Raw genomic sequence first — 25,901 nt, forward strand, 5'->3', positions numbered from 1 at the left:
CATAGATTTTAGGTATAAGGACCGTTATGAAAGTTATCACTCTAATTGCTTCCACTGCGTTACTGGCAGCCTGCTCAGCCCAGACTGACAAGCCCCAGCGGATAGTCAAGGCTAATCCTGCCTCAGTTTATTGTGAAAAAATGGATGGCAAACTGGACATAGTTAAAGGCCCAGATGGTGAATCAGGTTACTGCACCCTACCAAGTGGAGAGTTTATAGAGGAATGGGCGCTGTACCGAAGAGATAACAAGTAGGCTAATGGCCGAACAATGGTAACTGTAAGGTACTGGGTGTAGCCGATCGAGACAAAGATGCGGCTGGTTTATGTCTAGATAGCAGGAAGACGATTGTAGCGAAGGAGATGGCATGTCAGTTTTTGCGAAGACATCGATTCCGATGTTATGCATTGCGTTCGTAATGTTCTACTTGGCCGGCAAAAAGCGGGATAAAAACTACCTGATTCCGAGCTTTGTTCTGTTAGCGGCTGGAGTAGTGAATGCTGTGATCGCGATTACTTCAGGCTAATGGCCGGAAGACACGTTTGGGTGAGATGATGCGCAAATTCAGTCATAAACGCGTTGACTGCGGATCTATCGTGAACAACAATGAATATGTTTTCACTATCACTTTTTACAAATTCTGAGGCAATAATTCGAAATGGGCAAAGACAACTGCCTGACCCTAAAACTTGATGGAACTAGTCCTGATGAGCTGCCTATGCATCGTCTGGGGAAGTATCTATCTGCATTATCTGGTCTTTATGGATCGGAAGATGCCGTTCACTTTAAAGATGTGAGCGAAGGGTCAGCATGTCTTAACACTTGGGTTGATAGTCAAGCCGCATACAACGCTGTAATTGAGCGATCCATTTCTCAGGCTGCCAGCTCTGGCACCTCCTACATGAAACTGGTCACTCTTCTTGCTCAGGATGGCTTTGAAGCTAAAATAATCAACCACAATAAGGTCACTATCCTTGAGTTTCCATCTTTAGTTCAACCCACCCCCTTAGTTATTAGAAAGAAGGGTAAAGTCCAAGGCAAACTTTATAACGTTGGCGGCAAGGATGAATCGGCACCAGTCAAGCTTGAAGGCCCAAACGGCGAAACTTATCATTGTGAAGCCACTCCAGAATTAGCAGCAAAACTTGGATCTCTACTTTTCAGGTATATCAGAGTATCTGGTGATAGCGAGTGGATTAAAAAAGATGAAAAATGGAAACTCAAAAAGCTAGTAATTGAATCTTATGAAGTCCTTGAGAAGTCCAACGTAAGGGCCGCTTTCACAGCACTTCAAAATGCCCCTGGCAATCAATGGAAAGATGAAGATGATGCGCAAGCCATCTTGAAGGCATTGAGGACGCTAAATTGCGAATAATATTCGATACGAACATTCTCATACAAGCAATGACTGGCATGCGGGAAGGTTATAAGCTCACCGACCCTGAGAATGGAAAAGAGATACCTGATCCGAAACGAAGAATTGAAGCATTAGTTGACGTGGTTGAATCTTGTGGTGGCTCTATAGTAATTCCCACCCCGGTTTTGGCCGAGTATCTCGTAGGCGTCGATAAGAAAGATCACCAGAATCACCTAAATATTATTCAAAAAAAATCATGTTTTGAAATAGCCAGTTTCGATGAAATTGCTGCGATCGAATGTGCTCAGATGCCTTCTATTAAAGAATTGAAAGCTATGATGTCATCGGATACCGCTAACAAAGTTAAATTCGATAGGCAAATAATTTCTATTGCAAAATCATTAAACGTGGACGAGATTTGGACACACGATGTTGGTGTGTTTAAACGTTGCAAAGAAATGGGAATGACAGTTAAGTCTCTTGCAGATATAACCCCTGCTCCAATTCAAGTATTAATTAATATGGAACATGATAGTTCTTCAGAATTGCACTAACCCAAGCAACCCGGCTACAGCGCCGGGTTTTTCATGCCTGCGACAAATATAGTCCGCCACTGAGTGGGCTTTTTAAATATGCCTTATGAACAAAAAACTATCACTACTATTCAGGCGAGAAAGACCAAACTTGAAGCCTTGGGAGCCAACACCCATTGAGGGTCTTCACCGAATCGCTGCTAAATGCAGGCGGGACGAAATCGCAGAGATACACATCAGATTACGGTATTTTCAGGCAGAGAGAGCAATGACACCCGAATGGGATGGCGACACTCATGACGACATCTGGAAAGCTAGTAATGAACTCCGACAAATACTCAAATTAATCTCTAAAAGCTAAGAGACCGCTACTGAGCGGGCTTTTTTCGCCTGTCGCTTGGCTGTCATTTCAGCAGCATTCTAATCTGATAAAACCACCCCATAGCCCGCTGAGTTCAGCGAGGTTTAAAATCCGCCCCGTCGCCGGGGCTTTATTCTATAGTTGTTTAGGTCCATTTAGAGCGAGAAACGCCCTTGGGACAAAATTTAAAAAAATCGCTAAGATAAACTGATAAATCGCAATGCCCTTATATCCTCAGATTAAATTAAGTAAAAATAATACATTTCAAAAAAACTCCTGATTAAATCATATTGCATTACATCTCATCTATTTCTTCAATTATTTTATCGACTTCATCAATACTTGCTTGAATTGTTAGATTGTCTTTTATGGTTTCAAGCAATTCGATTGCTCTTCTTTTTGGTTTTGCTGATATCAGTTCTGAATTTGCTCTTTCATTATTTATAAACAACCTTGAGAGGGCCATTAACTGATTACTATTTAATATATCTAAAAATGGTTTAAGTATTAAATGTGCATTAGATCTTCCCCAGTAATTCCCAACCCAAACAGTAAGTATTTCTTGATATACATCTTCAAAAGCAATGGATGGGACATGAGGCCCAAACTGCATCAATGCCTTAGCAGCTTTTTCTTCATCATTCCAACCGTATGATGTATTCTTAGCCTTAGCTAGTTGTTTAATTGCATGCCTGTATAAGCTCGCCCTTGCAGCATCTGGTATAAACTTTACACCTTCAACCTTTACTAAAGTTTCAAGTATTCTTATTTTTGCTCCTTTGTCCTCACTGGTGTCAGATTCAGGCTCAAGCATGAATGAGTAATATCTCTCTCCCGCTGATTTTTTGAGGTCATCATTTGATTTTTCCCAAACCTCTTCAAATAACTTGCTAGCATTACCATAAGCCGGGCCTTCACCCTTGGTAATTAAATCCAATAAAAATCCAAATGTTATTCTTATATCGCCTTGCTTGAATGCTCTGATTTGATCTTTGAGTAAATCAATACTTTCGATTGATAATTCAGATTTTTTTATTGGTTCAAATAATCCAGATGGTGAGTGTCCCGGATCTGGCATCTCAGACTCGAACAAATTCTTCTGGAGCATAAGAGCTAAAGCAAACACATCCTCTGCATCTACTTTACTGTCACTAGCATGGGCTGGAGAGGCATGGTTTCTCATCCAATTGATCATTTCTAATGATTTTCCAGCTTTTTTATGCAACACCCCTAGCTTGGTTGATCCGCTAATTAACACTAAATCATCCACGCCTGACCATCGCTCATTTAATGTTTCACCATCTTTGTCATATTTTTTACGACCACTATCATCCTTGATTGCTGATAAGAATAAGTCCAGCCCATAAGCCTCAACTCGCCGCCTAAGATTATGAATAGCTGCATTCCATATATCTAAAAGAGCATGATCAGGGAAACCAGAATCTAACAACCTTCTAGCTTGCGAAAGAAACTCTATTTCTGTATTAACAGTTGCTGGAAAATTAGTTCTTGATGGTGAGCTTAATAAAATCGGGAGGTTCTTAGACATTAACTTTCCTTTTAATGAAGATAACAGGCTATATGTTTTAAATTTTTAATAGCATAATGGAATATCACCACCTGACTGGCAAATAAATTAATATGCTTTTATTAAAAATTGGATTGATGCAATCTATATTGGAATAGATACAAGCTAACCCCATTTAGTAATCAATTCAACATTGTTGAAAAATATATTACAGTTTTAACGTCCGTATCCCAATTTTTTTGCTCAATCACATAAAAACTGTAAATACATACAGTGCCATTCCTTAGAAAAATGCTGAAGTAACCATATCTCAAAATTTAAAGGTCTGCTAACTTCCGCTTTTGGCATGAATTTTACTCTTAACTATAAGTATACCGACCATATGTTAACTTGAGCCTTTGAACTCACTTTACTATTGGAATATCTTTCAATCTGGTTGTATAGCGAGGAGAAAGCATTTCACGCTTCATCTGCCATAAGCTGTCACGCTCTCCCTGCCCTGCAAACCAGATCTTGCCTTTACCGGATCGATTGATACCGTCCAGCGCTGCCATTAGAGAGTCTGCATTCGCACGCGGTTGCTGTTCACTGAACATGTCAAACTGCGTCATGCCTGACTGGTAAAAATCACCCAGCATAACCCCCGCTTTGGCATACCGGTAGCCGTCCTGCCAGATAGTACCAAGACCATGAAGAGCAGATTCGATAATGTCCCGCGTATCATTGGTCGGATAGTCAAGCATGCATGATGCAGTATTCGAATATCGCGGCTCATCGCCGTGCCTGCCGGTAGCAACTGACACACTGATATGGCGGCAGCGCGAATTCTGCTCCCTGAGCTTCTCCGCCGCACGTGTGGCATACAGCACGATAGCCTGCTGCATGTTTTCCAGTTTTGTGACTCTCTCGCCAAATGACCGCGAATTCAGTATGTGTTGCTTCGGCGGCGGCGCGTCCTCGAGCGCGATGCAGGACTCGCCATTCAGCTCACGCATAATACGCTCAACAACAACGTCAAAATTTTTCCGTATCATGCTGATGTTGCTGTCTGCCAGCTGCAGAGCAGTCGTTATTCCCAGCTGGTTCAGCCGCTTACTGATGCGCTGACCAATTCCCCAGATATCGCTGACATCTGTCAGATGCAGGAGCTTTAGCTGCCGGCTTCTGTCAGACAAATCCACGACTCCGTTAGTCTGTGTCCACTTCTTGGCCGCGTGATTGGCAAGTTTGGCCAGCGCTTTAGTAGGCGCAAATCCCACACCGATTATTAGCCCGGTTTCCTTCTGGATACGCTCGCGCATCTGCTGCCCGAATGTCTCAAGCGGTATAATGTTGCCAATCCCGGTAACGTCCAGAAAAGACTCATCAATGGAGTAGACTTCCTGACCCGCAGCCATCTCACCCAGTATGGCCATCATGCGTGCTGACATATCCCCGTTTATGTGGAATGGAAAATCTACAGGATTAGTTCGAATTTGAATGACCGCTATGAGCGAGGAGCGGACATTTAAAAAGTTATATTTGATAGATTGATTGCAGGGAACTAAATGATTAGCATCTGCTCTTTCGGACAAAGAAAATGACTGTTAACGATTCCCTCTTCGCATTCTCCCTCGCAGCCCTGTTACTTACCCTGACTCCAGGCCTTGATACGGCACTTATTCTGCGCACTGCTTGTGCTGAGGGCGGCAAAAAGGCTTTTCACGCGGCGCTTGGCATTGATGCTGGCTGTTTTGTATGGGGCACGCTGGTTGCGTTAGGTCTTGGTGCTATTCTGGCGGTTTCAGAGATGGCTTACACTGTGCTCAAAGTTTGTGGCGCGGTCTACCTGAGCTGGCTGGGCTTACAACTTCTGATACGTCCCCGATCATCTTTCAGTAATGGCGATGATGACAATGGTTCTCAGGGGAACTGGTTTATCAGAGGAATGCTGGGGAATGTGCTCAATCCTAAAATGGGCATTTTCTATGTCTCTTTTTTGCCACAGTTCATACCTGCCGGTCACTCACCTTTGATATGGACTTTTATACTGGTCAGCATCCACGTTGCGATCGGGACTGTATGGTCAGTCACACTCATTTTATCCACGCATTTTGCGTCAGCCGTATTGAAGAAAAGTCGCGTTGTTCGGGTGATGGACAGAGCAACAGGGGGCTTATTTTTATGCTTTGCGGCTAAACTTGCTATGAGCACGAGATAGCCTTGGGCTAACTGTAAACGTTCGCTTCTGGCTGTGAGTTCAACTGATGGACGCAACACACTTATTGAACCGTTCTGCGGGTGATTCATAGTCTAGCGTTTTTCTCGGTCTTTCGTTGAGCTGTCTGGCAACGCTGTTTAGTCTCTGCTGACTGTGAACCGATAAGTCAGTTCCCTTTGGAAAATATTGTCTTAGCAACCTGTTCGTATTTTCATTTGAGCCACGTTGCCAGGGAGATTGAGGATCACAGAAGTAAATCTGGATGTCTGTTGCTACAGTAAACCGGGTGTGGCTGGTCATTTCAGCTCCCCGATCCCAGGTTAATGTTTTATATAGCTCAACAGGTAATTCCCGGGCTTGTCTGATGAGTGCAGATATAACCGTTATGGTCTTGTTGTCCCTGATTTTGGCTAACATAACAAAGCGGGAATGGCGTTCTACGAGGTTGATAATATAGGAATTTTTCGAGCCCTGGATCAGATCACCTTCCCAGTGACCAGGGATGGCTCTGTCTGAGGCTTCCGGTGGCCTTTCGCTGATAGGTATCGCATTCGGGATTTTCCCTAACCCTTTCCCTTTAAGTGATGACGTTCGGGATCTACGAACCGCTCTTCCGCTTCTGAGGCATTGCTGCAGCTCTTTTTTTAATGCCCCCCGGGTTTGTATAAAAAGCGTTTTATAAATCGTTTCGTGTGACACATGCATTTCCTGATTATCCGGATAACAGCGTTTCAGCCAACCGGCGATCTGTTCCGGCGACCAGTCCTGATGCATCTTCTCTGCAATGATTTTACACAATGTGGGGCTTTCAATTAGCTTGCAAGGTTTTGGTCTCAGAGCATTTTCCCACGCAGCAGTATCGGCTTTTGCTGCACGGTATTGCTTGGCACCTCCGTGCCTCCTGACCTCGCGGCTAATCGTTGAGGGTGCTCTTGATAAGTTGGCAGCAATGTCCCTGATACTGAGTTTTGCTACCAGTCCTCTGGAGATCTCCTCTCTTTCATCAAGCGTAAGCGCTAATCGATGCCGCTTTCGAACGGGAGGACGGTAGCCCCCTGTCTGGTGGATTGTGGGCATGATGGAAGAATGAAATCTGTCGAACATTCTGGCGATATCATGCAGAGAATCACCTTGCTTATATCTGTCCCAGATAATCGCCTTCTGCTCTGGCGTGTAGTTAATCCGAGTTCTTCGTTTCATGACAACGTCCCCCCTTGATTAAGGATAGCGTTGCATCGAGCCATTGAACTCACAGCACAAAGCGGACTGATGCATAGATCAATGTCCGCTCTGAGCGAACAGCAGACTCTCACTCATGGCAGCAGGGATAGGCTTCAGGAATGTGCATCCTGCATAGCAAACGCAGCTAAACGCTGATGATCCAATCGGAAATACTGCTTTTCTTTGATGAGGGAAGCCCCAAGGGACAAGTAAAATTCGGCAGCTTTCGGGTTGGTAGTTTCAGCAGTCCAGTCAAATCGCGTGCATCCATGTTCAACGGCGAAAGCCGCAATAAATCGCATAAGTGATTTACCAACTCCCTGACCTCTCACCGCCGATGAGGTAAAGAGATCTTTCATATATGCCTGACCGGAGCACTTTGGCGCAGGGTACATCAGTGTGAACGTGGCAAATCCGACGAGGACTCCGTTTTTCCATGCCCCCAGGACGCTTACCCCGGAATAGATGGAAAAAACCCTGTGGGTCACATAAGAAAGCATATCTTCATAGCTGGCAGCCTCATTACCGAAATAATAAGATTCCATTTCGACAAAAACCTTCGCTAGATCGGGAATATCCGAAACCTCGCAGATCTCGATTCTCATACTTATCCTTTTACTGTAAGCATGCCACCCAAATTTAACATAAGAACAAGGTCATGATGACCAACTCCTTCGCGCATCAAAATGGTAAGAAATTAGCACTGTCCGCTGTTGGCACAAAGTGGTCCTTTTTACCCTTCGGGTTTTAGGGGCAATCTTTCAAGAGCCTGTTCGATTTTCTCTGCGTCCTGTTCCACTATGGCTCTCTCATCGGGTGTGAGCGGAACTTCTTCAAGGTAACGTCTGACTGAGGCTTTGCTTTCCAGTACCAGCCCGCGCGCGCTCTCCTTCAGCAGGTTAAAATCGCAACCGATGCAGGCCATGCGGTGCTGACAACTGCTCCAGAAGGGATTCGTGCAGTATGAGTCACCCAGATCATAGTACGTCGCGGGGCCGGTCAGACTCGCAGCTTCCGGATCGTGGTCAATCAGCACGCTTATCATTTGGGTGACCCTGTCTGCTTTTACGAACGATGCTGCCAGCTGAGTCGGGCGGATGCGGATATAATGCATTGTCGACTGTGCGGATGAGTGACCTGACCACTGCATCAGCTCATGTAAAGACATACCCCCGGCAACACTGGCCAGCGCTGTCACGGCAGAAGCACGGCCCCGATGGCTTGTAATGGGACCACGTGAATCTTCTGCAGGCATTCCTGCTCTGGCGCAGAGAAGCGGAATGACAGTGAGGTTTACTATATTTCTTCCCACCGGTTTACCCCGGTTCTGAAACAGATAACGAACTTTTTCACCGGTGCGTTCATCCGTAAGTGCTGCCTGCTCCTGAGGACGCTCACTGAGCCAGATATCGACATATTTTTTCACAACAGACGAGACCGGCTTAACAAAAGCTTTAGACGTTTTGCCGGCCGGCACGCTGAGATAGCACAGGGTGCCGGCCGGGATAGCGCTGCCGTATTCCTGCGGAATGTCATCCGCCTGCGAAGTAACGCAGCTGATTGTCAGGCGCATCAGTTCGTTCTGTCGCAGCCCGGCATGTGTCCAGATAACCGCCATAGCCTGAAGCATAGACAGGGGGTAATGAATTTCGCTCAGCAGATCTTCCTGACGCAGATTCAGGCTTGCCCAGACCAGTTTCAGCCAGACCGGATCATCAATGACACGGGGACTCACGCCCTGACGAAACAGCGGCGTGTCCGGCGTGGACAGATGACGGGCCGGACTGAACTTTAACCGGCCCCACCCCCAGCTTTCATAATCAAGCATAAAACGGCGAACGGCATAAACAAAACGGCTGCGGGAATGCGGCATCAGGGGCTCTCCTGAGCGGTTTGAACGCCGGCCCCCTTTAACGGTTTCCAGTGACAGCCCGTCCACTTTCAGGCTGCCGACCATTGCAATAAAGCTGGCGCAGGTTTCCATTGTCCAGTCAGACGGCTCGCATATTTCCGGTTTTTCACGGGCAAGCCACAGGCCACAGCGGAGAATGAAACTGTACTGCGTTTCTCTGGAGCGGGGGCGGAGTACCGACGTTTCCCGCCACTTCCGGCACCACCGGGCCCAGTCAGGCGCGATACCTTCTGTTGGCTTTTCATGCCATTCCTGATAGTTACGCATTCTCAGGGGACTTTTTATAATTCCCATAGCAGCCAGTGCATAGGATATTTTTCCTGTCACTCTTGCGATCCCCCGGTCGTGGCAGTTCTGCCCCCGCCACAGCAGGTCTGCCGTGAACGTTTCAAGACGCGGATCGTTGTTCATCAGCATCAGAACACCCAGCATACCTGACAGGTTGTGTTTCTGATTCTGCCCGGCATATCCCAGTGAGATCAGAACGTCTGTCAGCCGGTCAAGTTCATGACTGACAATACTCCGGCCGTAGATGGCACTGGCATACAGCGACGGTGCGCCATGCACTGGCAGGCTCAGCGCAGAGGGAAACGGGCCGAGATGAAAGGCAAAGGCGACAAGCAAAGGCCTGCCGGAACTGTGCTGCTGACAGAGCGCTAACCACCTTTCCTGCGTCCACAGCCAGCAGGGTTGCCCCGCCCGGTGCGTTTCTGCCAGAACGGCAAGGATGATAATTCTGACCAGCCTGGCACTGATACTGCTGCGCGAGGCTATGTCCTGCAGAGGCAACAGTAAAAAAGGCAGAGAACCGGGCCGATCGAGCGCAGCTGACCGCCGGCAGCATGTACGTATCGCGTCTCTTTCCTCAGGGCTTAACGCCTCACCCAGCTGATAGTCTGTGCTTTTAAAAGGCACATAAGTGACTCTGGACATTTTTTTTTCATTCATCAGTAAGGTTCTCCTGAAAAATAAGTCTGGCGACCTTACTGTCGGTTTCAGCCACGGCTGCAGTTATCCGGCCAGCCAGATCGGAACCTGACAGATGAATATAAATCTGAGTGGTGCGCGGATCCCTGTGTCCTGCATAAGTCGCCAGCTCATGCAGCTTCCAGCCGGCCCGTGCCAGATGGGTCAGACGAAGATGGCGGAAGGTATGGGTTGTAATGTGTGGAAGCCCGGCATCCAGAGCCCATCTGCGTACGGTTTTACTCCAGTTCCACACAGAAAGGGGGGTGCCATAATTTCGATCAGAAAATGAACGGAACAACGCACCCTTTGTCCGGCCAGCCTGCTTCAGCTGCCGAAAATGGTTTGCCAGTACCGGCGTCACGTCCGGGCCATAACATACAACCCTTTCCCGCCGGCTTTTCGTTGTCTCCGGGCGTATACGGATCAGGCGATGAGCAGGGTCAATATCCTCAAGCGTAAGGGCTGTCACCTCTGCCCGGCGAAGTGCGCCAAAATAAGCAAGCGCAAGCATCAGCCGGTCACGCAGAGAGGCATCTGAAACATGTTTCAGAAATCTCAGCCATTGTTCACTGTCAGGTATTACGGGTAATCGGGTAATACGCGGGACCAGTCCCCGCCCGGTATAGATGACCCCGGGTAAACCCTCACGCGGTAGCGGATTGAGACTGCATATATCCTGATAAACCAGAAAGTCATACCAGAGACGGATCGCAGACAGGCGAAGCTGAAGCGTGGCGCTTGCCGCAGGAAAAGGCATGCCGGGCAGCTGAGGGCTGATGTAGGCGGCCAGGTCTTCAAACCGTGCCTTTTCAGGTGCAATTCTGCTCTGACGGCAGAACGCAAAATAATGGTGGAGGGCACTTCGGTAGGCTGTGAGCGTGGCTGGCGCACGCCCCAAGTCGGACAGCAGCTTCAGCCAGCGCTCTGCCAGTAACAGGACGTGTTCATCCGGCGGGATCAGCATTGCGTTCACCTCTGGCAGCAATATCGCTGCTTAAAGTTTACTCACTCAATGTTGCATTCCACTTAACTTACTACAGCTCATAGTTGGAGCTGAATACGTGCACCCCGTTTTCCCGGAAGAAATGTTCATTTTTAAACAGCGGCGCAGCCATTTTGATGCCCATGCGCTTTGCCTCTGCTGAGCGCGCGATCACGCAGCCGTCGTTGTTCGATACGACGACAATGGGTTTACCGCGCAGATCGGGCCTGAATACAGTTTCGCAGGAGGCGTAAAAGTTGTTGGCATCGGCCAGCGCAAACATAGTTAATCCCCTGCTGGTCCGTTGAATCCCACCCCGGCTACATCAGTGAGGGCATAGGCAACCACACCCCACACTGGAAGAGCCTGGCTTATATCAAGCAGCGTAACAGTCTCGTCCTCGTCAAGCGCCTGCAAGGCGGGAACAGGATTGAGAAGCAGCCGCCTCAGCGTAAGCTCCCCATCAAACTCAGCAACGATTAGCTGACCGTGCGCTGGTGTCAGCGCGCGATCAATGGCCAGCACGGATCCTTTGACAATCCCGGCACCGGGACAGTCGCTTTCGCTACGCATTAGATAGGTTGAATAAGGTGAAAGATAGACCAGATCGCCCAAGTTCAGGCGCGTTTCAGTATAGTTCTGGGCGGGGCTCTGAAATGCCATTGCAATGCTCCATTCTAACCAGCGTTATTCAACTCCTGATATGAGTATAAGACGCTACAGGCGGCAATGCTCAGTTGTGCAGCCCGATGTCTGCTATGAGCGATAAACGGTCGTTAACGGCACTCTATAGCTCAGGTGGATATCTAGATTCTCATCAGCCATATGCAGCATCATTTATTGTATAGACTGTCACAGAAAATCTGCTCCCCATAACTGCTTAGTAGAGATATAGTGTCAAAGCTAGGCACATCTTAAGCTGTGCTGAAGGTAAAACACAAAATAAATGGAGAGTGTTTTTAACCCATGCCTTCACTTATTTAGTTATAGAAATAAATTTCAGTTAGGGGGCCGAAAGTGTCAGAGGGATATATCCAGAGCTTTAAACTTAAAGTTCACGAAAGTAACGGAATAGAGTATGAAAATTTATTTTCAAAAATTATGTCATATTATCGTCCCGGATTCGATAAAGTAAAACCACATGGTAACATAGGTGACAGAGGTAATGATGGATGGGTATATGGTGCAGGAATTTACTATCAGGTATACGCTCCAGAGGACCTGCCTAGTAATGAAAAAAAATCGCTAGATAAAATGAAGGCTGATTTTCAAAAGCTTTTCTCGTATTGGAATACCATTTCCACAGTCAGGGAATTTTATTATGTTGTCAATGATAAATATTACGGCATTCCACCATATCTAAACAATGCCATCGCCGAAATTAAAAATGAACATAACTTAAATGAAGCTATGGTGATTGGTGCTACGGCCCTTGAGAGTTTTTTTGCAACGCTGAGTAATGAGCAAAAAAATTATATATGTGGGCAATCGACTCGTAATCAGTTCGAAACAGAACGCCACCTTGTAGAACGCCTCACAAATAAGATGTATCTTCATGCCTGGGATAACATTAGCGATAACCTTATCGCTAATGGTATGCAATCTGAAGTTGTTGATGGATTTTATGAGGCCTGTCGGACCGTTCTGACGACCCAAATGCCAGGCCGACTTCCCAACCTTGACTTATCAATGGTTGAGCTTGCTAACCATGCGTATTACCTTTGCGAACATATAACTAATATGAGCTTTGCAAGTAACGTAAATGGTTTTTGGAAGAGAGACATGAGTTGGAAGAGAATCAGAATGGACCAAGATAAATATCATGAGAAAAACGAAACCTATGAAAATTGGAGAAGAGAACTATTTCGGCTACACTATAATTTAGCTCATGCGTTAAATCTTTTTTCTTTAGAGGTCAGAAAGTCACTTAATCCTGATTTCTTTTTTGGCACTCAATTCGGAATAAACGATAGCATGGGTACCTACAATAAATTGGAACCTATGTATCTTATTCCAGGATCGTATTGCTCAAATTATCGCGAGTTGTTTAGTGGCAATTGATGATTAATTGATGCCATTCTTAGGGGTGGCATTGTGAAAATTACCTTCATATATAAAATAAGAGTATAACAATGTGCACAGTAATATCATTACTAAAACTAAAGTGCTTTTGATGAAAAATATTTATTCAGCTCTTTATTCATTCAATTTTTTCAAAAAATTTCTTTCCTTAGCATCAGTATTGCAATGATCGTCTGCTTTTGGCACAGAGCTGACGTCCGCTATGAGCGAAAAGCGGACATATTCACTGAAAGCTATTGGAAGCCTTTTATGGCCCCTGCCTGGCTTTCAGTTCTGCGGCAGATCAACGCGCGCATTCAGGCCTGGACTGAAGCAGGATTAACATCTGCTGACATCAATTGACTCTGTAGGTCCTCCGCTGGGAATGCACATGCTTGTTGTGCTCCGCAGCCATAACTTTGAGTCAGCTGAGCAGGCTGCAGCTTTTCTGGGTACGGTGCCTGTCGAAAAGCGTTCACGCACGTCGGTACGCAGCCGCCCCGTATGTCTAAAATCGGTCCGCCTCAATTAAGAGCAAAGCTTTACATGTCAGCCTTATGCGGAAAAATTCACAATAAATGGATGTGCAATCTCTACGTTGAGTTATGTCTGCGTGACAAGCCGAAAATGGTGACCATCGGTGCCCTGATGAGAAAACTGGTGCACTGATGTTATGGCGTACTGAAAACGAAAACTGCATTCTGCGATGATTATTGCTGCTCTATTACACATACCTGAGTCCGGTAGTGATATCACAATACTCATTCATCGCTCTGAAAGATTGTGCTGAGCTTGATGTGAGCAAAACCCGGAGTTTCAGTTATCCGTATGAAGGACCTGTCTGTGCTGAATAAAAAGCCTACATCGCAGTAGCTTACGTAAAAAAGGTTCTGAGATATCTAAACGTAAAATAAGAATGTCTGAATTTCAAACAATGTTATTTGACAACCAGTTACCATAATGCAAGCCTGTTACCATAACGGGAGGGTTTATGGCACATTCAAAAACTGATCAGCTAACGCAGGTTATTCTTAACGTTTTCCGGCTCAACGGTGCCCTGACAGAGTGGGGTGACAGATTTGTCCTGCCTGATGGTCTTACCGGCACACGCTGGCGCATGCTGGGTGCAGTTGCACTGGCACAACGGCCAGTTACCGCGCCTCAGATTGCATTGACTATGGGTGTTACACGGCAGGGTGCGCAGAAGCAGCTCAATACACTGGTTGAGTCCGGACTGATGGAAACGCAGCCCAATCCAATGCACAAGCGGTCGCCGCTTTATGCGCTGACCGAATCAGGTCAGTCAATCTATGACAGCGTTAATGCACGATGGCAACATCAGGCAACCGAAATGGCGGGACAGTTCAGCGCAGCCGAACTGGAAACGGCGGAGCATGTTCTGAAAAGTCTCATTGAGACTCACGAAAAGTCTCTGGCGGAGCAGTGCCTTTGAAACGCAGGATTCATGCTACCGCTTCGATGTTGTCAGCGTTGTTTCTGGCAACGTTCTGGACCTCGACAATCATCACCGAACTTTTTCTATCGGCTACAGCAGTCGCCGAAGTGAAGCAGTTAATTGCTCATGCCCTTCTTGCGTTTGTACCGCTGATGGGGCTGACAGCGGCTACCGGCTTTTCGATGGGTGCCAGGGTCAATCATCCGCTGATTAAGCTGAAACGCCGCCGCACGCCTGTCATCGGCATAAACGGTCTGTTCATTCTGGTGCCATCAGCCCTTTTCCTGTGGATTCGTGCCAGGGCAGGCCAGTTTGACGGCGCTTTTTACAGCGTTCAGGTGATCGAGCTGATTGCAGGGGCGCTGAACCTGACGCTGATCGGATTAAACATTCGTGACGGCCTTCAGCTGAGCCGCCTCCATCGCGCCCGTAAACCGGGTATCAATGAGCAATAATGTTGCCTCGTAAGGATTAACTATGCGTGCTGCTGTTGTGACCCGTTTTGATGCACCACCGTCATATGGCTACTTTTCTGAACCGGTTGCCGGTGAAGGTGAAGTTGTTATTCGTGTGCTGGCCGCACCCCTGAGTCCTATTGTGAAAAGCCTCGCGACAGGCAGGCACTACTCGGGTACCGTAGAGGCGAACTTTATCCCCGGAATTGATGGCGTGGGCATTGATCCGGACGGTAAACGGGTTTACTTCCTGTTTCCCAAATCGCCATTCGGTTCTATGGCCGATAAGGTTCTGGTATCGACAAGATCAGTCGTTCCGGTTCCGGAAAGTGTGGGCGATGCACGGGCTGCTGCGGTCGTAACCGCAGGGCTTTCATCCTGGGTTGCCCTGACGCTGAGAGCCGGTTTTCAGCGTGGTGAATCGGTACTGATTAATGGTGCCACCGGCTCAGCGGGCGGGCTGGCCGTTCAGATAGCCGCGTGGCTTGGCGCAAGCCGGATCATTGCAACGGGGCGTGACCGGCAAAAGCTGGACAAGCTGCCGGCAGGTGTGGAAAAAATCGTGCTGGATGAATCTGCAGATGAAGCACTGAAACAGGTTTTCTCCGGAAGGGTCGATGTGGTTCTGGATTACCTCTGGGGGGAGCCAGCGAGCAGAATAATCTCACAGGCGACGGCAAATCGCGGTTCGCGACTGGGAGAGCCGCGGCTGCGGTATATTCAGCTGGGTTCCGCGGCAGGAGAATCAATCGCCCTTTCTGCAGCTTCGCTTCGGAGTTCGGGCCTTGAGATACTGGGCAGCGGCATAGGCAGTCTTTCGGTTCAGGCGCTGGTTAATGGGGCAGGCGAGCTGCTGAATGCAATCCCTCAGGGGGGATTCACCACGCCGGTGCGGACCTGCGCGCTTTCTGACGTGGGCAGAATGTGGAATGAGGATACCGGCGACGACCGGCTGATTCTGATCCCGTAGGCGCTAAGGTAAGAAGAAACTCTTTATCTGCTTGCTGGCTGAGCTTGCCGTTGTAACGGTGATCTCCATACCCGATAAGGATGGCAGCCGGCAGGCTGCTATCTGTGCCAATATGTGTGCCTTACTCAAAATTTTGGCCTCTTACTTTAAGCGCCGTAATGCACCTTACTGGTTCCTGATGCTGACGTTCCCTTCTGGCACAAAGCGGACGGAATCAGATAAACGTCCGCTAAGAGCGAGAGGCGGACATCACTGACGTTGGCTCAAAGGCCTAACTTCTCAATTATAAATTTAAACGATAACCTGGCGGCCCGGTTTCGAATGCGTCCAGCCTGGTTTTCCCCAGTCTTGTGCGTTTCTCAATCTAATGCCGCTAGCGTGAAGCGATGTCAGCCATATACTTTTGAGTGGCGTGAGTCTCTCCATTACACGAAGCGTAATATTCCTTGATACAAGTTCAGCATCCAGGTTTGAAATTACCTTCAAGCCAGTTGGGATAACGTTTGTCCGGGATACCCACATACCGACATCTCCCGTTGGCTCAAAGTGATCTACAGGCAATTCATACCTATAAACTTTTCCATTTTGAAAGCGTGATAGCCATGCATGCTCAATGCAGGCAATGGCAGTAGCATGTGAGTTGTTTCCCATCCATTGTTCAAGGTCCACTCTGTTTGTATTAGGTAGTGGCCAAAATACGATGCGCGGGCACTCCCGAGGGAAAAGATAAAGTAATTCGTGAGCTTCATCAGTAGCCCATATCAGTGACCCATTTAACCACTCTTGTCCAGCAGACCTATCGACATGAACCCTTATTGGGCGAGGTTTGAATGTGCTGATATCAGGACTATCGCTGAAATGAAAAAGACGCACTTAAGGCTCCATTCAAAATGTATCCAATATTCCGAATAAATCATTTTGAGTATCTAAAGTGTCATCCATATGAATGTTACTTAGCTTAATTTCCTTGAAGTAGGCCGCAGCGGATCATATGCGAATGTGGATATGTGAGATGTCCGCTACTAGCACAAAGCGGTCTGGTGCAGTTCCTTTGGAGCATGCAGGCGCAGTGGGACCTGAAGCTGGCTCAGCGGCAGGCCGATAGGCAAAAGTACATGGGCCTACGCATGGCCCCTAAAGCTTTCCAACAGAACCGGAGAAGTAACCTTTATAGGCTAACCGGACCAGTGAAGGACGAAGGGATGCATTTCGGGTGTGAGGGCATGGGTGCAATGGTCTTTATAACAAAGCATCTATTGAAGTACAGCCGATAATCACATTGCGAAAAAAATAAACTCAATGGTGGATCAGGCAAGGCTGTAAGGAGTATAGGGTTTTAAATTTTGGAGGCACAAATTGTTCTGCTTTAAGGGGGGTTCAAAATGAATATCAGGCATTTTCAAATTGGGAAGCAGAGGTTGAGCAACACATTTGATAAGAAGATCTCGTTATAATTGGACGTGTGCCATAAGAGATATTAATCCTTGTATTTATGCCCTAAATGAATCTATTAACATGCAAATAGTTTCACATTAAAATCATGGTGTTAATATTCGAAAGAATTATTCACTCTAAAAAACATATATATTTTATGCTTGATATTAATTATGGTCATAAATTATCCATTATAGTTTATGTATCTGATTTGATGGCGCTGAGCAGTATTTTATAAAATCACGGCTTTAAAATGCACTAAGAGCTGCTTAAAATTTAACCTTACCTCTCATTTCTAGCTTTTTAACTCTTTAAAAACAGATAGTTAATTTTATAATGACAAGTAAACCAAATGTAGTTAAAGTAAATTTTATGTAAACATCAGGTCTCGCCTTGAGTTTTGAGGGGATAATTTCAGGGCTAAAATAGACATGAAAATTGTCTTATTTTTTATGTTATTAATCATTTTTCCTGAATATTATTTGCAATCACATGCGCTAGAGAGAATTCTTAAGAAAGTCGGTTTAATGATAAAATGTTGATGATGTACAGAGTGATATGCTCCTAAAAATCCTCTCATACCCTGATTAGCTTATGTTTGAAGCAAAAAATTAACGCTGGTCTTCGGATGCATTTAAAGTGAAATCGATAGTGAAGGGCATTTTTATCAGTTGGTAGCGTTCATTGCTGCACAAGAGTTGGCCATCCCATTTTTACCTGACAGGCTGATGCAAGTGCGTGCAGGCCAGGAATAAATAATAAAAAAGGCCCTGCGATTTGAAGTATTAAGAAGTAATGTCGATTCTTCTGAACGATGTATCAGTAACTGATTCGTTCCAATGCTCGGTAACAACATAAAAAAATAAATGTAATAATGCCAGAAGCTTCGAATTATTTAGATGCTCAGGTCTGACATTATGATGTATTGCTGAACTTTTTAATTTAATCACCCCAGGAAGCAGCATTTACCTCAACCTATATGGTTGGCCTTGCCCTATTGGGCTTTTAAAATGGAGTAGTGCAATGATTAATAAAAATTTTAGCTTAAACCAAGAGCAGATTTCAGACTTTAGAGAAAAAGGCTTCCTTTTATTAAAAGGGTTTTATTCTTCGGAGTTCATCAGCTATATCAAATCAACTATTGGGCAGTACATTGATAAACCTACTGATAAGTATCAGACGGGATTCAGTCGCTTAGCATTTGACATGTATGATGGCGATGAAGTTGTGATAGGACTTTTGAAAGACCCGGCATTTAAGAAAGCAATGAGAGACCTGACGGGTCGAAATATGTTTTATGCGCAAGCATTATCTTTTGAGCTTGAAAAACTCAAAAATAAAGGTTTTCCATGGCATATAGGAACTCAGAGTTTTGGCTACCATCATGCAGAAGATTTTGGATGTACAATCTGGGCTCCCCTAGTCAATATCAACCCAAAAGGACAGCGCGGAGGTATGGCTTACGTACCTAAAAATCGCGTTAATGGTGATTACCTTTATAGCCATATCGATCCTGCAGTATTCCAGATGTTGAAGGAAAAAATTGATGCTAAAGAGAATCCAACCACAGATGATTTTGTTCAGTGGCGCGATGGACCTCTCAACGACAATGCTCAAATGGCTATTCTTAACCACTTTGGTGTGGAAGATGAATTTGAGGTTGGAGATGCACTTATTTTCGATAAGTACGTCATCCATCGTAGCATCATGCTGGGAGAAGGTGAGGTAGACATTCGTGCAGCATTTGTAATGCGTTTCTTCTGTTCTGAAAGCACCTATGATGCCAAGCGAGCAAGCGATCTTGAGATTCCACGAAACTACTTCAAGTATGCGGGCCCAACGAAGTTCCATCTGGAAGTCGCAAAGACTGATGGCGATCGCTTGGTTGACAGCCCACTGTTTGCAGGTCAGGAATACAGAGATCTTTCACTCTAATCTTTCAACTGCCGGGGGGAGATACCCCCCTTTTTTTCAGGGCATCATAATGTCTCAGATTTACCTTTATATCTTAATTGCAAGCCTAACCATTGCGAGCCCTGGACCGGGTGTCCTGCTCACACTAACTAATACTCTTAACTACAGTTTGCGCAGTGCACTAGTCGGTATTATTGGTGTGGCAGTTGGTATGGGTGTAATTTCTATCATTGCTGCCAGTAGCCTTGGCATAATCATCACTACCTCTCAGTTTGCGCTGATTGTCGTCAAAATTGTCGGAGCCGCTTATCTTGCTTATCTTGGTGTGAAGCTATTTCGCTCAACTCCAAGAAAGATGAACGAGCTTGGCAACGAAGGATCGCTGATTCTCCCATCAAAATCTTCAAGATTCCGGCAGGGTTTTTTTGTTTCATTACTTAATCCAAAGCCTATTGTGTTTTTTATGGCGCTGTTTCCACAATTCATCAATGCTGAAAAACCTTTCATAGGGCAGTTTTGTACCCTTTCGGCTATATTCTGCGCATTAGTCGTAATCATTCATTTTTTTTATGGCGCATCTGCAAGTGCTGTTAAGAAAAAATTGGCTGCGGGTAGAGCATTCTCATATCTTAATAAGACGGGTGGTGCTGTGTTCATGATATTTTCGGTTGGCCTACTGATTTCCGTAATCACACCGTATATGCATTGATTAACAACTTCTTTACGAGGGCGCCTCACCTGCAGAGGCTGCCTTTTTTTATAGAATAATCAGTCTGATGCGGGCTATAAAGATGAAATAAATCACACAACGTTACTGACATGAAATTTGTGCCGGAATTCTAAAGGGACTCATAATGCGAATTGTAAGCTTGCAGCAACACTGATAGTGCAATGCTGGCAGCTAGGCCATCACGATGCTCTGAGAGCACCACAATCTTTCTGGCGATGGCATCAGGCGTTAATTGCTCACCTGTTGTCACCAACTGCCAGACTGCTTCCCCAATAGCCTTACATACAGCATCGTGTACTTGCTCTTCAAATCCATTTTTCATATTGCTGTTCCCATTCTATAAAAAACCGAATGTAACTTATCAAATCGTTCTTTGAATATTTGGAAGTCAATATTGCGACACGTCTTCCAAATAATATTGAATAGATGCATTACATAAAAAAACCCGGATAAACCGGGCTGGTGTTGGCACTTCAAAAGTGAAACCAATAATATTTATATATTTCTATCAGTCCAGTTATTGTTATCACCCAAGCTATCACACATCCAAATAATACTAACGTCCACGTTGTTCTCCTATTCATATATCAGGCTCCCTCTAACCATGATTAAAATATACTCAGTTTTAGGGTGGCTCCAACTGGTTGTACCGATCAATTTTCGAAGATTGATCGGTATAATAGATCGATTGGATTAAGTGCATGAAAATAAAAGATTTACTTCCAATTTTATAGCAGCCTTTTTTCAGTTAATCATCAACCTCAGTACCAGAGCTTTCGTATATTTTCTGTAGATACGTTTGGAGGGCATATTCAGCCGCCTCAGCAGTTGCATTGGTGCCGTCATAAGTAAAGGCGTAACGAAACCGATAGTTTAGTATCGTTCCCTCAATAGTAAGTGTGAAGCAGCACACAACCTGTTGGGGCTCGGTTTCGATAATCTCTACCACATCCAGAAAATCAAATTCGACGTTGTAATAACCGCGAGCATCGGGCATACCAATCCCATCGACAATTGATTCGTCTGGTATAAATTTAGCTGTGAAGGCCATTAAATAGGTTTCCACTTTTCTGATGGATTGTTAACCGGATACCACAACCCGTCATTTGACGCGTAGAGCATCTGCATTTTTGGCGTGCGTGTTGTATCGGTACAGAAACACATCCCATAAGTTGTTTTAGCCGGGTCTGGTGACTCAGCATATGTATAACGAGGGAATCGGATAGCGTTATTGAATTCCTGATACTGTATGTAACGCGGCTCGCCATTGATAAAAATCGGGATCCATTCGGTAGCATTCACTGATTTCAGATTGGATGATTGCAGCAATAAGTTTCCTGCATCCAGATCCATACCAAACCCGTTACCGTCATATGACCCAGAGTTAATGGCCCAGCGTCGCGGCGTTTCTCAGCCTCCCCAGCGGCTTTTAAGATAGCTTACCGCCTGCTGAGTCTGCGGCTGATTCAGATAGTTCTCTCTGAACAGAATCGTGCCATCAATATTGGGGTTCGATTCATTAAGGTCGAGCTGCTTTTTCAGCTCCGGTACGCCGCCCTGCTGTGTCCAGTCAGGCTCAACTTTTGACGGCTCGCCCACTTTATAGAGAGCAAGGCCGATGTAGAGCCGGGTTTTAGTCGGTTTCACGACCTCTGCCCACCAGTTCGCCAGCACATCGTATCGGGCCGCCTGACGGGAAAAAGGCCAGTAGAGCTGAGGTGCAATGTAATCCAGCAAGCCCTGCTGCACCCAGCGGCGGGTATCGGCAAAAGCTTCATCATACGCCGCCGCTCCGCGGGTATCGGAACCGGCAGGATCATGCGACAGATTACGCCAGACGCCCGCCGGGCTGACACCAAACTCCACGTCCGGCTTCAGTTGTTTGATGGTACGTGACACCTGCTCAATCAGCTGCTGAGTATTGTGACGCCGCCAGTCCGCTTTGCTGGCAAACCCCTGACCGTAGCGGCTGAAGGTCTGATTATCGTTGAGCAGTGAACCGGCAGATTCCGCATAGAAGTAGTCATCGAACTGCACACCGTCGATGGGATAACGAGCCACCACCTCGGCCACAATACTGGTGATCCAGTCACGCGCCTCAGGGATACCTGGATCGAGCACATAGCGATCGCCTGCAGTGCGGATCCAGTCGCGATGCAGCACAAAAACGCTGGCCGGGTGCAGTGACAGCGTGCGGTTCAGTTCGCTGACGGTAGACGATTTAGTGTTTACCGACACCCGGTAAGGGTTGAACCAGGCATGGACTTTGATACCGCGCTTATGCGCCTCATCCAGCATAAACTGCAGCGGATCATAGCCCGGATCTTCACCAATTTTTCCTGTCAGCATATCTGACCAGGGGAGGATTTTTGAGGGCCAGAGCGCCGTGGCATCAGGCTTCACCTGGAAAAATACCGTGTTGATGCCCAGGCTTTTCAGCTTATCCAGCTTGTCGATCAACGATTGCTGCTGCTGGCGGATACGCTGCGCCGGATTGGTGCCATTCACCGAGGCAACCGGCGGCCAGTCAAGACGTGAAACCGTGGCTAACCAGACGCCCCGCATCGGTTCCTGCGCCTGAGGATGTGCTGGCTTGCCGGGCGTCGGTAGCGGCTGTTTCGTCACGGGCGGAAAAGGTGTGACCAGCGATTTCGGCGGCTCGGATGCGCAACTGACCAGCAACAACGCGGCAGCCAGCACGGCGCCTCGCTTAATAGCCGCACAGGCCGGTGCAGTAAAGGGTTTAAAGGCGATGATAGACTCCAGTATTGTCTGGTCGGGGCGCAAAGAGGAGTATTCTCGGTGACTCTGATTAAATGTCAATGCGTTAGCACAGAGGCGGCAGTAAAACCGCCCTCCTTCAAAAAAAAGCGCCCCTGAACCCGCTAGCGCTGCGGAGTGAATACCATTCCGGCGGACGCTAGACAGGCTTTGAGTGTGCCAAACGCATCCTGACACTGCCGCTCATTGACGCAGGCGTAACCCAGCAGCAATCCGCGCGCCTCCTGAGGGTGCATATAATATTGCGAAAGTGGCCGTACTTTGACGCCGCGCTTTAGCGCCTCCGCGGCTATCGCCACGTCATCCGCGCCTGCTGGCAGCGGGATCACCAGATGCAGTCCCGCTTCATGATTGAATGCCGGTAAAAAGGCTGGCCCCAGATAGCGCTCGATCAGCCTGCAGAGAAACTGCCGCCGCTGGCGGTAAAGCAGGCGCATCCGGCGGATATGCTCCATGTAATGGCCCAGCCGGATAAACTCCGCCAGCGCACGCTGAATCAGCAGATGTCCGCCGCGATAGAGCTCTGCCGCGGCGATGCGCAACGGCTGTGCCAGCGGTTTCGGCACCACCATGTAGCCAATGCGCAGCGCGGGATAGAGCGTTTTGCTGAACGTTCCCATGTAAATGACCGGCGCATCCGCTTCCAGCCCCTGCAGTGAGGGATGAGGCTGGCCGGAAAAACGAAATTCGCTGTCGTAGTCATCTTCCACAATCCAGCTCTGATGGCGACGTGCAAGGGTGAGCAATGCCTGACGACGGGCCAGGCTTAGATGCACACCCAGCGGATATTGATGAGAGGGCGTCACAAACACCATCTTTGGTGCCGGGCCGCTGTCCGGCACCAGTCCCTGCTCATCCACGGGCATCGCCCGAATCTTCAGGCCATTCATGCGCAGCAGATTGCGTGTTCCCCAGTAGCCGGGCTCCTCCATCCAGACCCGATCGCCAGGATCGCACAACACCCGCGTCACCAGATCAACCGCCTGATGAACCCCTTCGGTGATCAGGATCTGGTCAGCATCGGCCCGCACTGAGCGTGCCACCCGCAGATAATCCACCAGCGCATGGCGCAGATCGGGACAGCCACCGCCGCTGCTGTAGACCAGGCGGTGAACGTCAGGTTCGCGATTCAGACGCGCCTGAATCTGACTGAACAGCTTGTGGGGGAATTCGGTCACATCGGGCGCGCCGGGGACAAACGCGCCCCACTGGTAAGGCGATGCTGTAGCATGCCCCAGCAGACTGGCGCCACGCTTCGACAGCGTTGCCGGTCGTTGCGCCTTCACCGCCTGAAGGTCGGCAATTGCATCACTCTGCAGAGAGTTTTCCGGCAGCGTCTCTGCAATCCAGGTGCCGCTGCCGGTCCGCGCGGTAACATAGCCCTGAGCCATCAGGCTCTCATAAACATGCATAACCGTGTTTCGCGACACGCCCAGTTCGCGCGCCAGATCGCGGGTTGGCGGTAAACGGCTTCCGCGCGGAAACACCTCTTCAGCGATCGCGGCCTGCATGCAGTTCAGCAGCCGCTGATGTAATGAGCCAGTTCTTAAAAACTGTAACCGCGCTAATAGATGATCTGCGTATAAGAGTCGCAATTGGCTCCACCTTTCCTCTGACAATTGGCTCTGGCAACTCACCACGCCTCAGGCATAAATAAACGTGTTTGTCGGGAATTGTAAACACGCATATTAACGAGGTGGAATAAATGAGCGAAAAAAATAACCTGTTGCAGCAGCGCAAAGCACAGGCTCTCCCCAAAGGTATCGGTACGCTGTGCGACTGGTACGTTGCCCGGGCAGAGAACGCCACCTTATGGGATCAGGAGGGTAATAGCTGGATCGACTTCGCGGGCGGCATCGCGGTACTGAACACCGGCCACCGCCATCCACGCATTGAACAGGCGATTGCCGATCAATTAACAAAGTTTACCCATACGGCTTTCCAGATCACCCCTTACGAAAGCTACATCGCACTGGCCGAGCGTATTAATCAGCGGGTTCCCATCGCCGGTGCGGCGAAAACGGCCTTCTTCACCACCGGGGCGGAAGCGGTAGAAAATGCCGTAAAAGTGGCGCGTGCCTATACCCGCCGCCACGGCATCATCACCTTTGGTAACGCATTCCATGGCCGCACCTTTATGACCATGGCGATGACCGGAAAAGTGGCGCCTTACAAGCGAGATTTCGGCCCAATGCCGCCGTCAGTCTTCCATGCACGCTATCCCAGCGCGGTTCAGGGGATCAGCATCGAGGCGGCACTGACCAGCCTTGAAGAAATTTTTACGCAGGACATTGCGCCTCATGACGTCGCCGCGATCGTGCTGGAGCCGGTGCAGGGTGAAGGTGGATTCCATGCGGCACCTGCAGAGTTTATGGTGCAGTTGCGGGAGCTGGCTGACCGTCACGGCATTCTGCTGATTGCGGATGAAGTCCAGAGTGGATTTGCGCGTACCGGCAAACTGTTTGCCATGGAACACTACCCGGTGAAGGCCGATATCATCACCATGGCGAAAAGCCTTGCAGGCGGGATGCCGCTCTCCGCGGTCGCCGGTCGTGCAGAGGTGATGGATGCACCTGCACCAGGTGGTCTGGGCGGAACCTATGCCGGAAACCCGCTGGCTATCGCCTCGGCCCATGCGGTGCTGGATGTAATTGAAGAGGAGCAGCTCTGCCAGCGCGCCGTTGATCTCGGTGCCCGGCTTGAAGCAGAACTCCAGGAACATCAACGCAAACATCCGGATATTGCTGAAGTGCGTGCGCTGGGTTCGATGGTGGCGATGGAGTTCTATCAGGCCAGCACCGCGCAGGCGGTTCAGAAGATGGCGATGGAACAGGGCTTGCTGCTGCTGACCTGCGGAGCCAAAGGCAACGTCATCCGCTTCCTCTACCCGCTCACCATTCCGGATGCGCAGTTCAGCCAGGCGCTGACCATTCTCTCTACGGTGATCAATCACTGTGTCGCACCCGCCGGACATCCCGTCGTCCCGGCCTGATTTCGCTGATGCGTTAACGCAAGTTCATCCCCGTTCGTCCGGCCAT

At 47.9% G+C, this 25,901-nt stretch carries 24 protein-coding genes and 2 pseudogenes; 12 read left to right on the forward strand and 14 right to left on the reverse strand.

What is annotated here, in order from left to right:
* The first annotated feature begins 26 nt into the window (after nucleotides 1-26).
* The 3 genes from NR195_RS01060 (at nucleotide 27) to NR195_RS01070 (ending at nucleotide 1,910) form a co-directional block, all read left to right on the forward strand.
* Nucleotides 27-254 (forward strand): DUF333 domain-containing protein, encoded by a 228-nt coding sequence (locus NR195_RS01060; protein ID WP_256843917.1) that lies wholly within the window; start codon nucleotides 27-29, stop codon nucleotides 252-254.
* Between the two features lie 403 nt (nucleotides 255-657).
* Nucleotides 658-1,374: a hypothetical protein gene (locus tag NR195_RS01065; protein WP_256843918.1), complete on the forward strand. Its 717-nt coding sequence runs from the start codon at nucleotides 658-660 to the stop codon at nucleotides 1,372-1,374.
* 38 nt (nucleotides 1,375-1,412) lie between these two features.
* Nucleotides 1,413-1,910, forward strand: a complete 498-nt coding sequence (locus NR195_RS01070) for a type II toxin-antitoxin system VapC family toxin (protein WP_256843919.1) — start codon at nucleotides 1,413-1,415, stop codon at nucleotides 1,908-1,910.
* A gap of 635 nt (nucleotides 1,911-2,545) precedes the next feature.
* Here NR195_RS01070 and NR195_RS01075 read toward each other — a convergent pair.
* Complete coding sequence (locus NR195_RS01075; protein WP_256843920.1) at nucleotides 2,546-3,799, reverse strand: hypothetical protein; 1,254 nt, start codon at nucleotides 3,797-3,799, stop codon at nucleotides 2,546-2,548.
* Nucleotides 3,800-4,182: 383 nt separating this feature from the next.
* On the reverse strand, nucleotides 4,183-5,352 hold the full coding sequence (gene umuC, locus NR195_RS01080) for a translesion error-prone DNA polymerase V subunit UmuC (protein ID WP_256843921.1): 1,170 nt from the start codon (nucleotides 5,350-5,352) through the stop codon (nucleotides 4,183-4,185).
* Nucleotides 5,353-5,357: 5 nt separating this feature from the next.
* Between umuC and NR195_RS01085 the strand changes: the two genes are divergently transcribed.
* Nucleotides 5,358-5,978 carry a LysE family translocator gene (locus NR195_RS01085; protein ID WP_256843922.1) on the forward strand — a complete coding sequence of 207 codons (621 nt, stop codon included), beginning with the start codon at nucleotides 5,358-5,360 and terminating at the stop codon, nucleotides 5,976-5,978.
* A gap of 39 nt (nucleotides 5,979-6,017) precedes the next feature.
* Here the strand turns inward: NR195_RS01085 and NR195_RS01090 are convergent, their stop codons facing one another.
* The 6 genes and pseudogenes from NR195_RS01090 to NR195_RS01115 form a co-directional block, all read right to left on the reverse strand.
* Nucleotides 6,018-7,178, reverse strand: coding sequence for an IS30 family transposase (locus tag NR195_RS01090; RefSeq protein WP_187495536.1), 1,161 nt, complete (start codon nucleotides 7,176-7,178; stop codon nucleotides 6,018-6,020).
* Between the two features lie 134 nt (nucleotides 7,179-7,312).
* On the reverse strand, nucleotides 7,313-7,804 hold the full coding sequence (locus NR195_RS01095) for a GNAT family N-acetyltransferase (RefSeq protein WP_256843923.1): 492 nt from the start codon (nucleotides 7,802-7,804) through the stop codon (nucleotides 7,313-7,315).
* 128 nt (nucleotides 7,805-7,932) lie between these two features.
* Complete coding sequence (locus NR195_RS01100; protein WP_256843924.1) at nucleotides 7,933-10,059, reverse strand: tyrosine-type recombinase/integrase; 2,127 nt, start codon at nucleotides 10,057-10,059, stop codon at nucleotides 7,933-7,935.
* Nucleotides 10,052-11,044: a tyrosine-type recombinase/integrase gene (locus NR195_RS01105; RefSeq protein ID WP_256843925.1), complete on the reverse strand. Its 993-nt coding sequence runs from the start codon at nucleotides 11,042-11,044 to the stop codon at nucleotides 10,052-10,054. The genes NR195_RS01100 and NR195_RS01105 overlap by 8 nt, the downstream gene beginning before the upstream one ends.
* Before the next feature lie 73 nt (nucleotides 11,045-11,117).
* Nucleotides 11,118-11,345 (reverse strand): annotated as a pseudogene (locus NR195_RS01110) (DNA polymerase V subunit UmuC); the annotation flags it as partial.
* A 2-nt stretch (nucleotides 11,346-11,347) separates the two neighbouring features.
* Complete coding sequence (locus NR195_RS01115; RefSeq protein WP_187511032.1) at nucleotides 11,348-11,725, reverse strand: S24 family peptidase; 378 nt, start codon at nucleotides 11,723-11,725, stop codon at nucleotides 11,348-11,350.
* 354 nt (nucleotides 11,726-12,079) lie between these two features.
* Between NR195_RS01115 and NR195_RS01120 the strand changes: the two genes are divergently transcribed.
* From NR195_RS01120 to NR195_RS01140, 5 genes and pseudogenes are all read left to right on the forward strand, one after another.
* The gene (locus NR195_RS01120) at nucleotides 12,080-13,123 is read left to right on the forward strand and encodes a hypothetical protein (RefSeq protein ID WP_256843926.1); all 1,044 of its coding nucleotides are present in this window, start codon (nucleotides 12,080-12,082) and stop codon (nucleotides 13,121-13,123) included.
* Between the two features lie 346 nt (nucleotides 13,124-13,469).
* A pseudogene (locus NR195_RS01125) lies at nucleotides 13,470-13,792 on the forward strand (transposase); the annotation flags it as partial.
* 322 nt (nucleotides 13,793-14,114) lie between these two features.
* Nucleotides 14,115-14,576, forward strand: coding sequence for a MarR family winged helix-turn-helix transcriptional regulator (locus NR195_RS01130; protein ID WP_109651254.1), 462 nt, complete (start codon nucleotides 14,115-14,117; stop codon nucleotides 14,574-14,576).
* Nucleotides 14,573-15,034: a hypothetical protein gene (locus NR195_RS01135; RefSeq protein WP_220477298.1), complete on the forward strand. Its 462-nt coding sequence runs from the start codon at nucleotides 14,573-14,575 to the stop codon at nucleotides 15,032-15,034. The genes NR195_RS01130 and NR195_RS01135 overlap by 4 nt, the downstream gene beginning before the upstream one ends.
* A 22-nt stretch (nucleotides 15,035-15,056) precedes the next feature.
* Nucleotides 15,057-16,004, forward strand: coding sequence for a zinc-binding alcohol dehydrogenase family protein (locus NR195_RS01140; RefSeq protein WP_256843927.1), 948 nt, complete (start codon nucleotides 15,057-15,059; stop codon nucleotides 16,002-16,004).
* Nucleotides 16,005-16,295: 291 nt separating this feature from the next.
* Here NR195_RS01140 and NR195_RS22935 read toward each other — a convergent pair whose 3' ends face one another.
* A complete protein-coding gene (locus NR195_RS22935; protein WP_372340740.1) occupies nucleotides 16,296-16,877 on the reverse strand; it encodes a DUF6886 family protein in 582 nt (193 codons plus the stop codon).
* Nucleotides 16,878-18,461: 1,584 nt separating this feature from the next.
* Here NR195_RS22935 and NR195_RS01145 point away from each other — a divergent pair.
* Both NR195_RS01145 and NR195_RS01150 read left to right on the forward strand, forming a co-directional pair.
* Nucleotides 18,462-19,373: a phytanoyl-CoA dioxygenase family protein gene (locus NR195_RS01145; protein WP_182504846.1), complete on the forward strand. Its 912-nt coding sequence runs from the start codon at nucleotides 18,462-18,464 to the stop codon at nucleotides 19,371-19,373.
* 49 nt (nucleotides 19,374-19,422) lie between these two features.
* Entirely contained in the window at nucleotides 19,423-20,061 is a 639-nt protein-coding gene (locus tag NR195_RS01150; protein ID WP_182504847.1) for a LysE family translocator, read from the forward strand.
* A 130-nt stretch (nucleotides 20,062-20,191) separates the two neighbouring features.
* Here NR195_RS01150 and NR195_RS01155 read toward each other — a convergent pair whose 3' ends face one another.
* The 5 genes from NR195_RS01155 to NR195_RS01175 form a co-directional block, all read right to left on the reverse strand.
* Nucleotides 20,192-20,404 (reverse strand): hypothetical protein, encoded by a 213-nt coding sequence (locus NR195_RS01155; protein WP_182504848.1) that lies wholly within the window; start codon nucleotides 20,402-20,404, stop codon nucleotides 20,192-20,194.
* 426 nt (nucleotides 20,405-20,830) lie between these two features.
* Nucleotides 20,831-21,133, reverse strand: coding sequence for a hypothetical protein (locus NR195_RS01160; protein WP_182504849.1), 303 nt, complete (start codon nucleotides 21,131-21,133; stop codon nucleotides 20,831-20,833).
* Nucleotides 21,133-21,435 (reverse strand): hypothetical protein, encoded by a 303-nt coding sequence (locus NR195_RS01165; RefSeq protein ID WP_182504850.1) that lies wholly within the window; start codon nucleotides 21,433-21,435, stop codon nucleotides 21,133-21,135. Before NR195_RS01165 ends, NR195_RS01160 begins: the two co-directional genes overlap by 1 nt.
* Nucleotides 21,436-21,492: 57 nt before the next feature.
* On the reverse strand, nucleotides 21,493-22,869 hold the full coding sequence (locus tag NR195_RS01170) for a glycoside hydrolase family 10 protein (RefSeq protein WP_256843928.1): 1,377 nt from the start codon (nucleotides 22,867-22,869) through the stop codon (nucleotides 21,493-21,495).
* A gap of 98 nt (nucleotides 22,870-22,967) precedes the next feature.
* The gene (locus NR195_RS01175; RefSeq protein ID WP_182500568.1) at nucleotides 22,968-24,458 is read right to left on the reverse strand and encodes a PLP-dependent aminotransferase family protein; all 1,491 of its coding nucleotides are present in this window, start codon (nucleotides 24,456-24,458) and stop codon (nucleotides 22,968-22,970) included.
* A 110-nt stretch (nucleotides 24,459-24,568) separates the two neighbouring features.
* Here NR195_RS01175 and gabT point away from each other — a divergent pair, with 110 nt between their 5' ends.
* Complete coding sequence (gene gabT / locus NR195_RS01180; protein ID WP_163641182.1) at nucleotides 24,569-25,855, forward strand: 4-aminobutyrate--2-oxoglutarate transaminase; 1,287 nt, start codon at nucleotides 24,569-24,571, stop codon at nucleotides 25,853-25,855.
* Nucleotides 25,856-25,901 lie beyond the last annotated feature (46 nt).

The organism is Pantoea sp. Ft-CA_14, assembly GCF_024520875.1.
Taxonomy (GTDB): domain Bacteria; phylum Pseudomonadota; class Gammaproteobacteria; order Enterobacterales; family Enterobacteriaceae; genus Pantoea; species Pantoea agglomerans.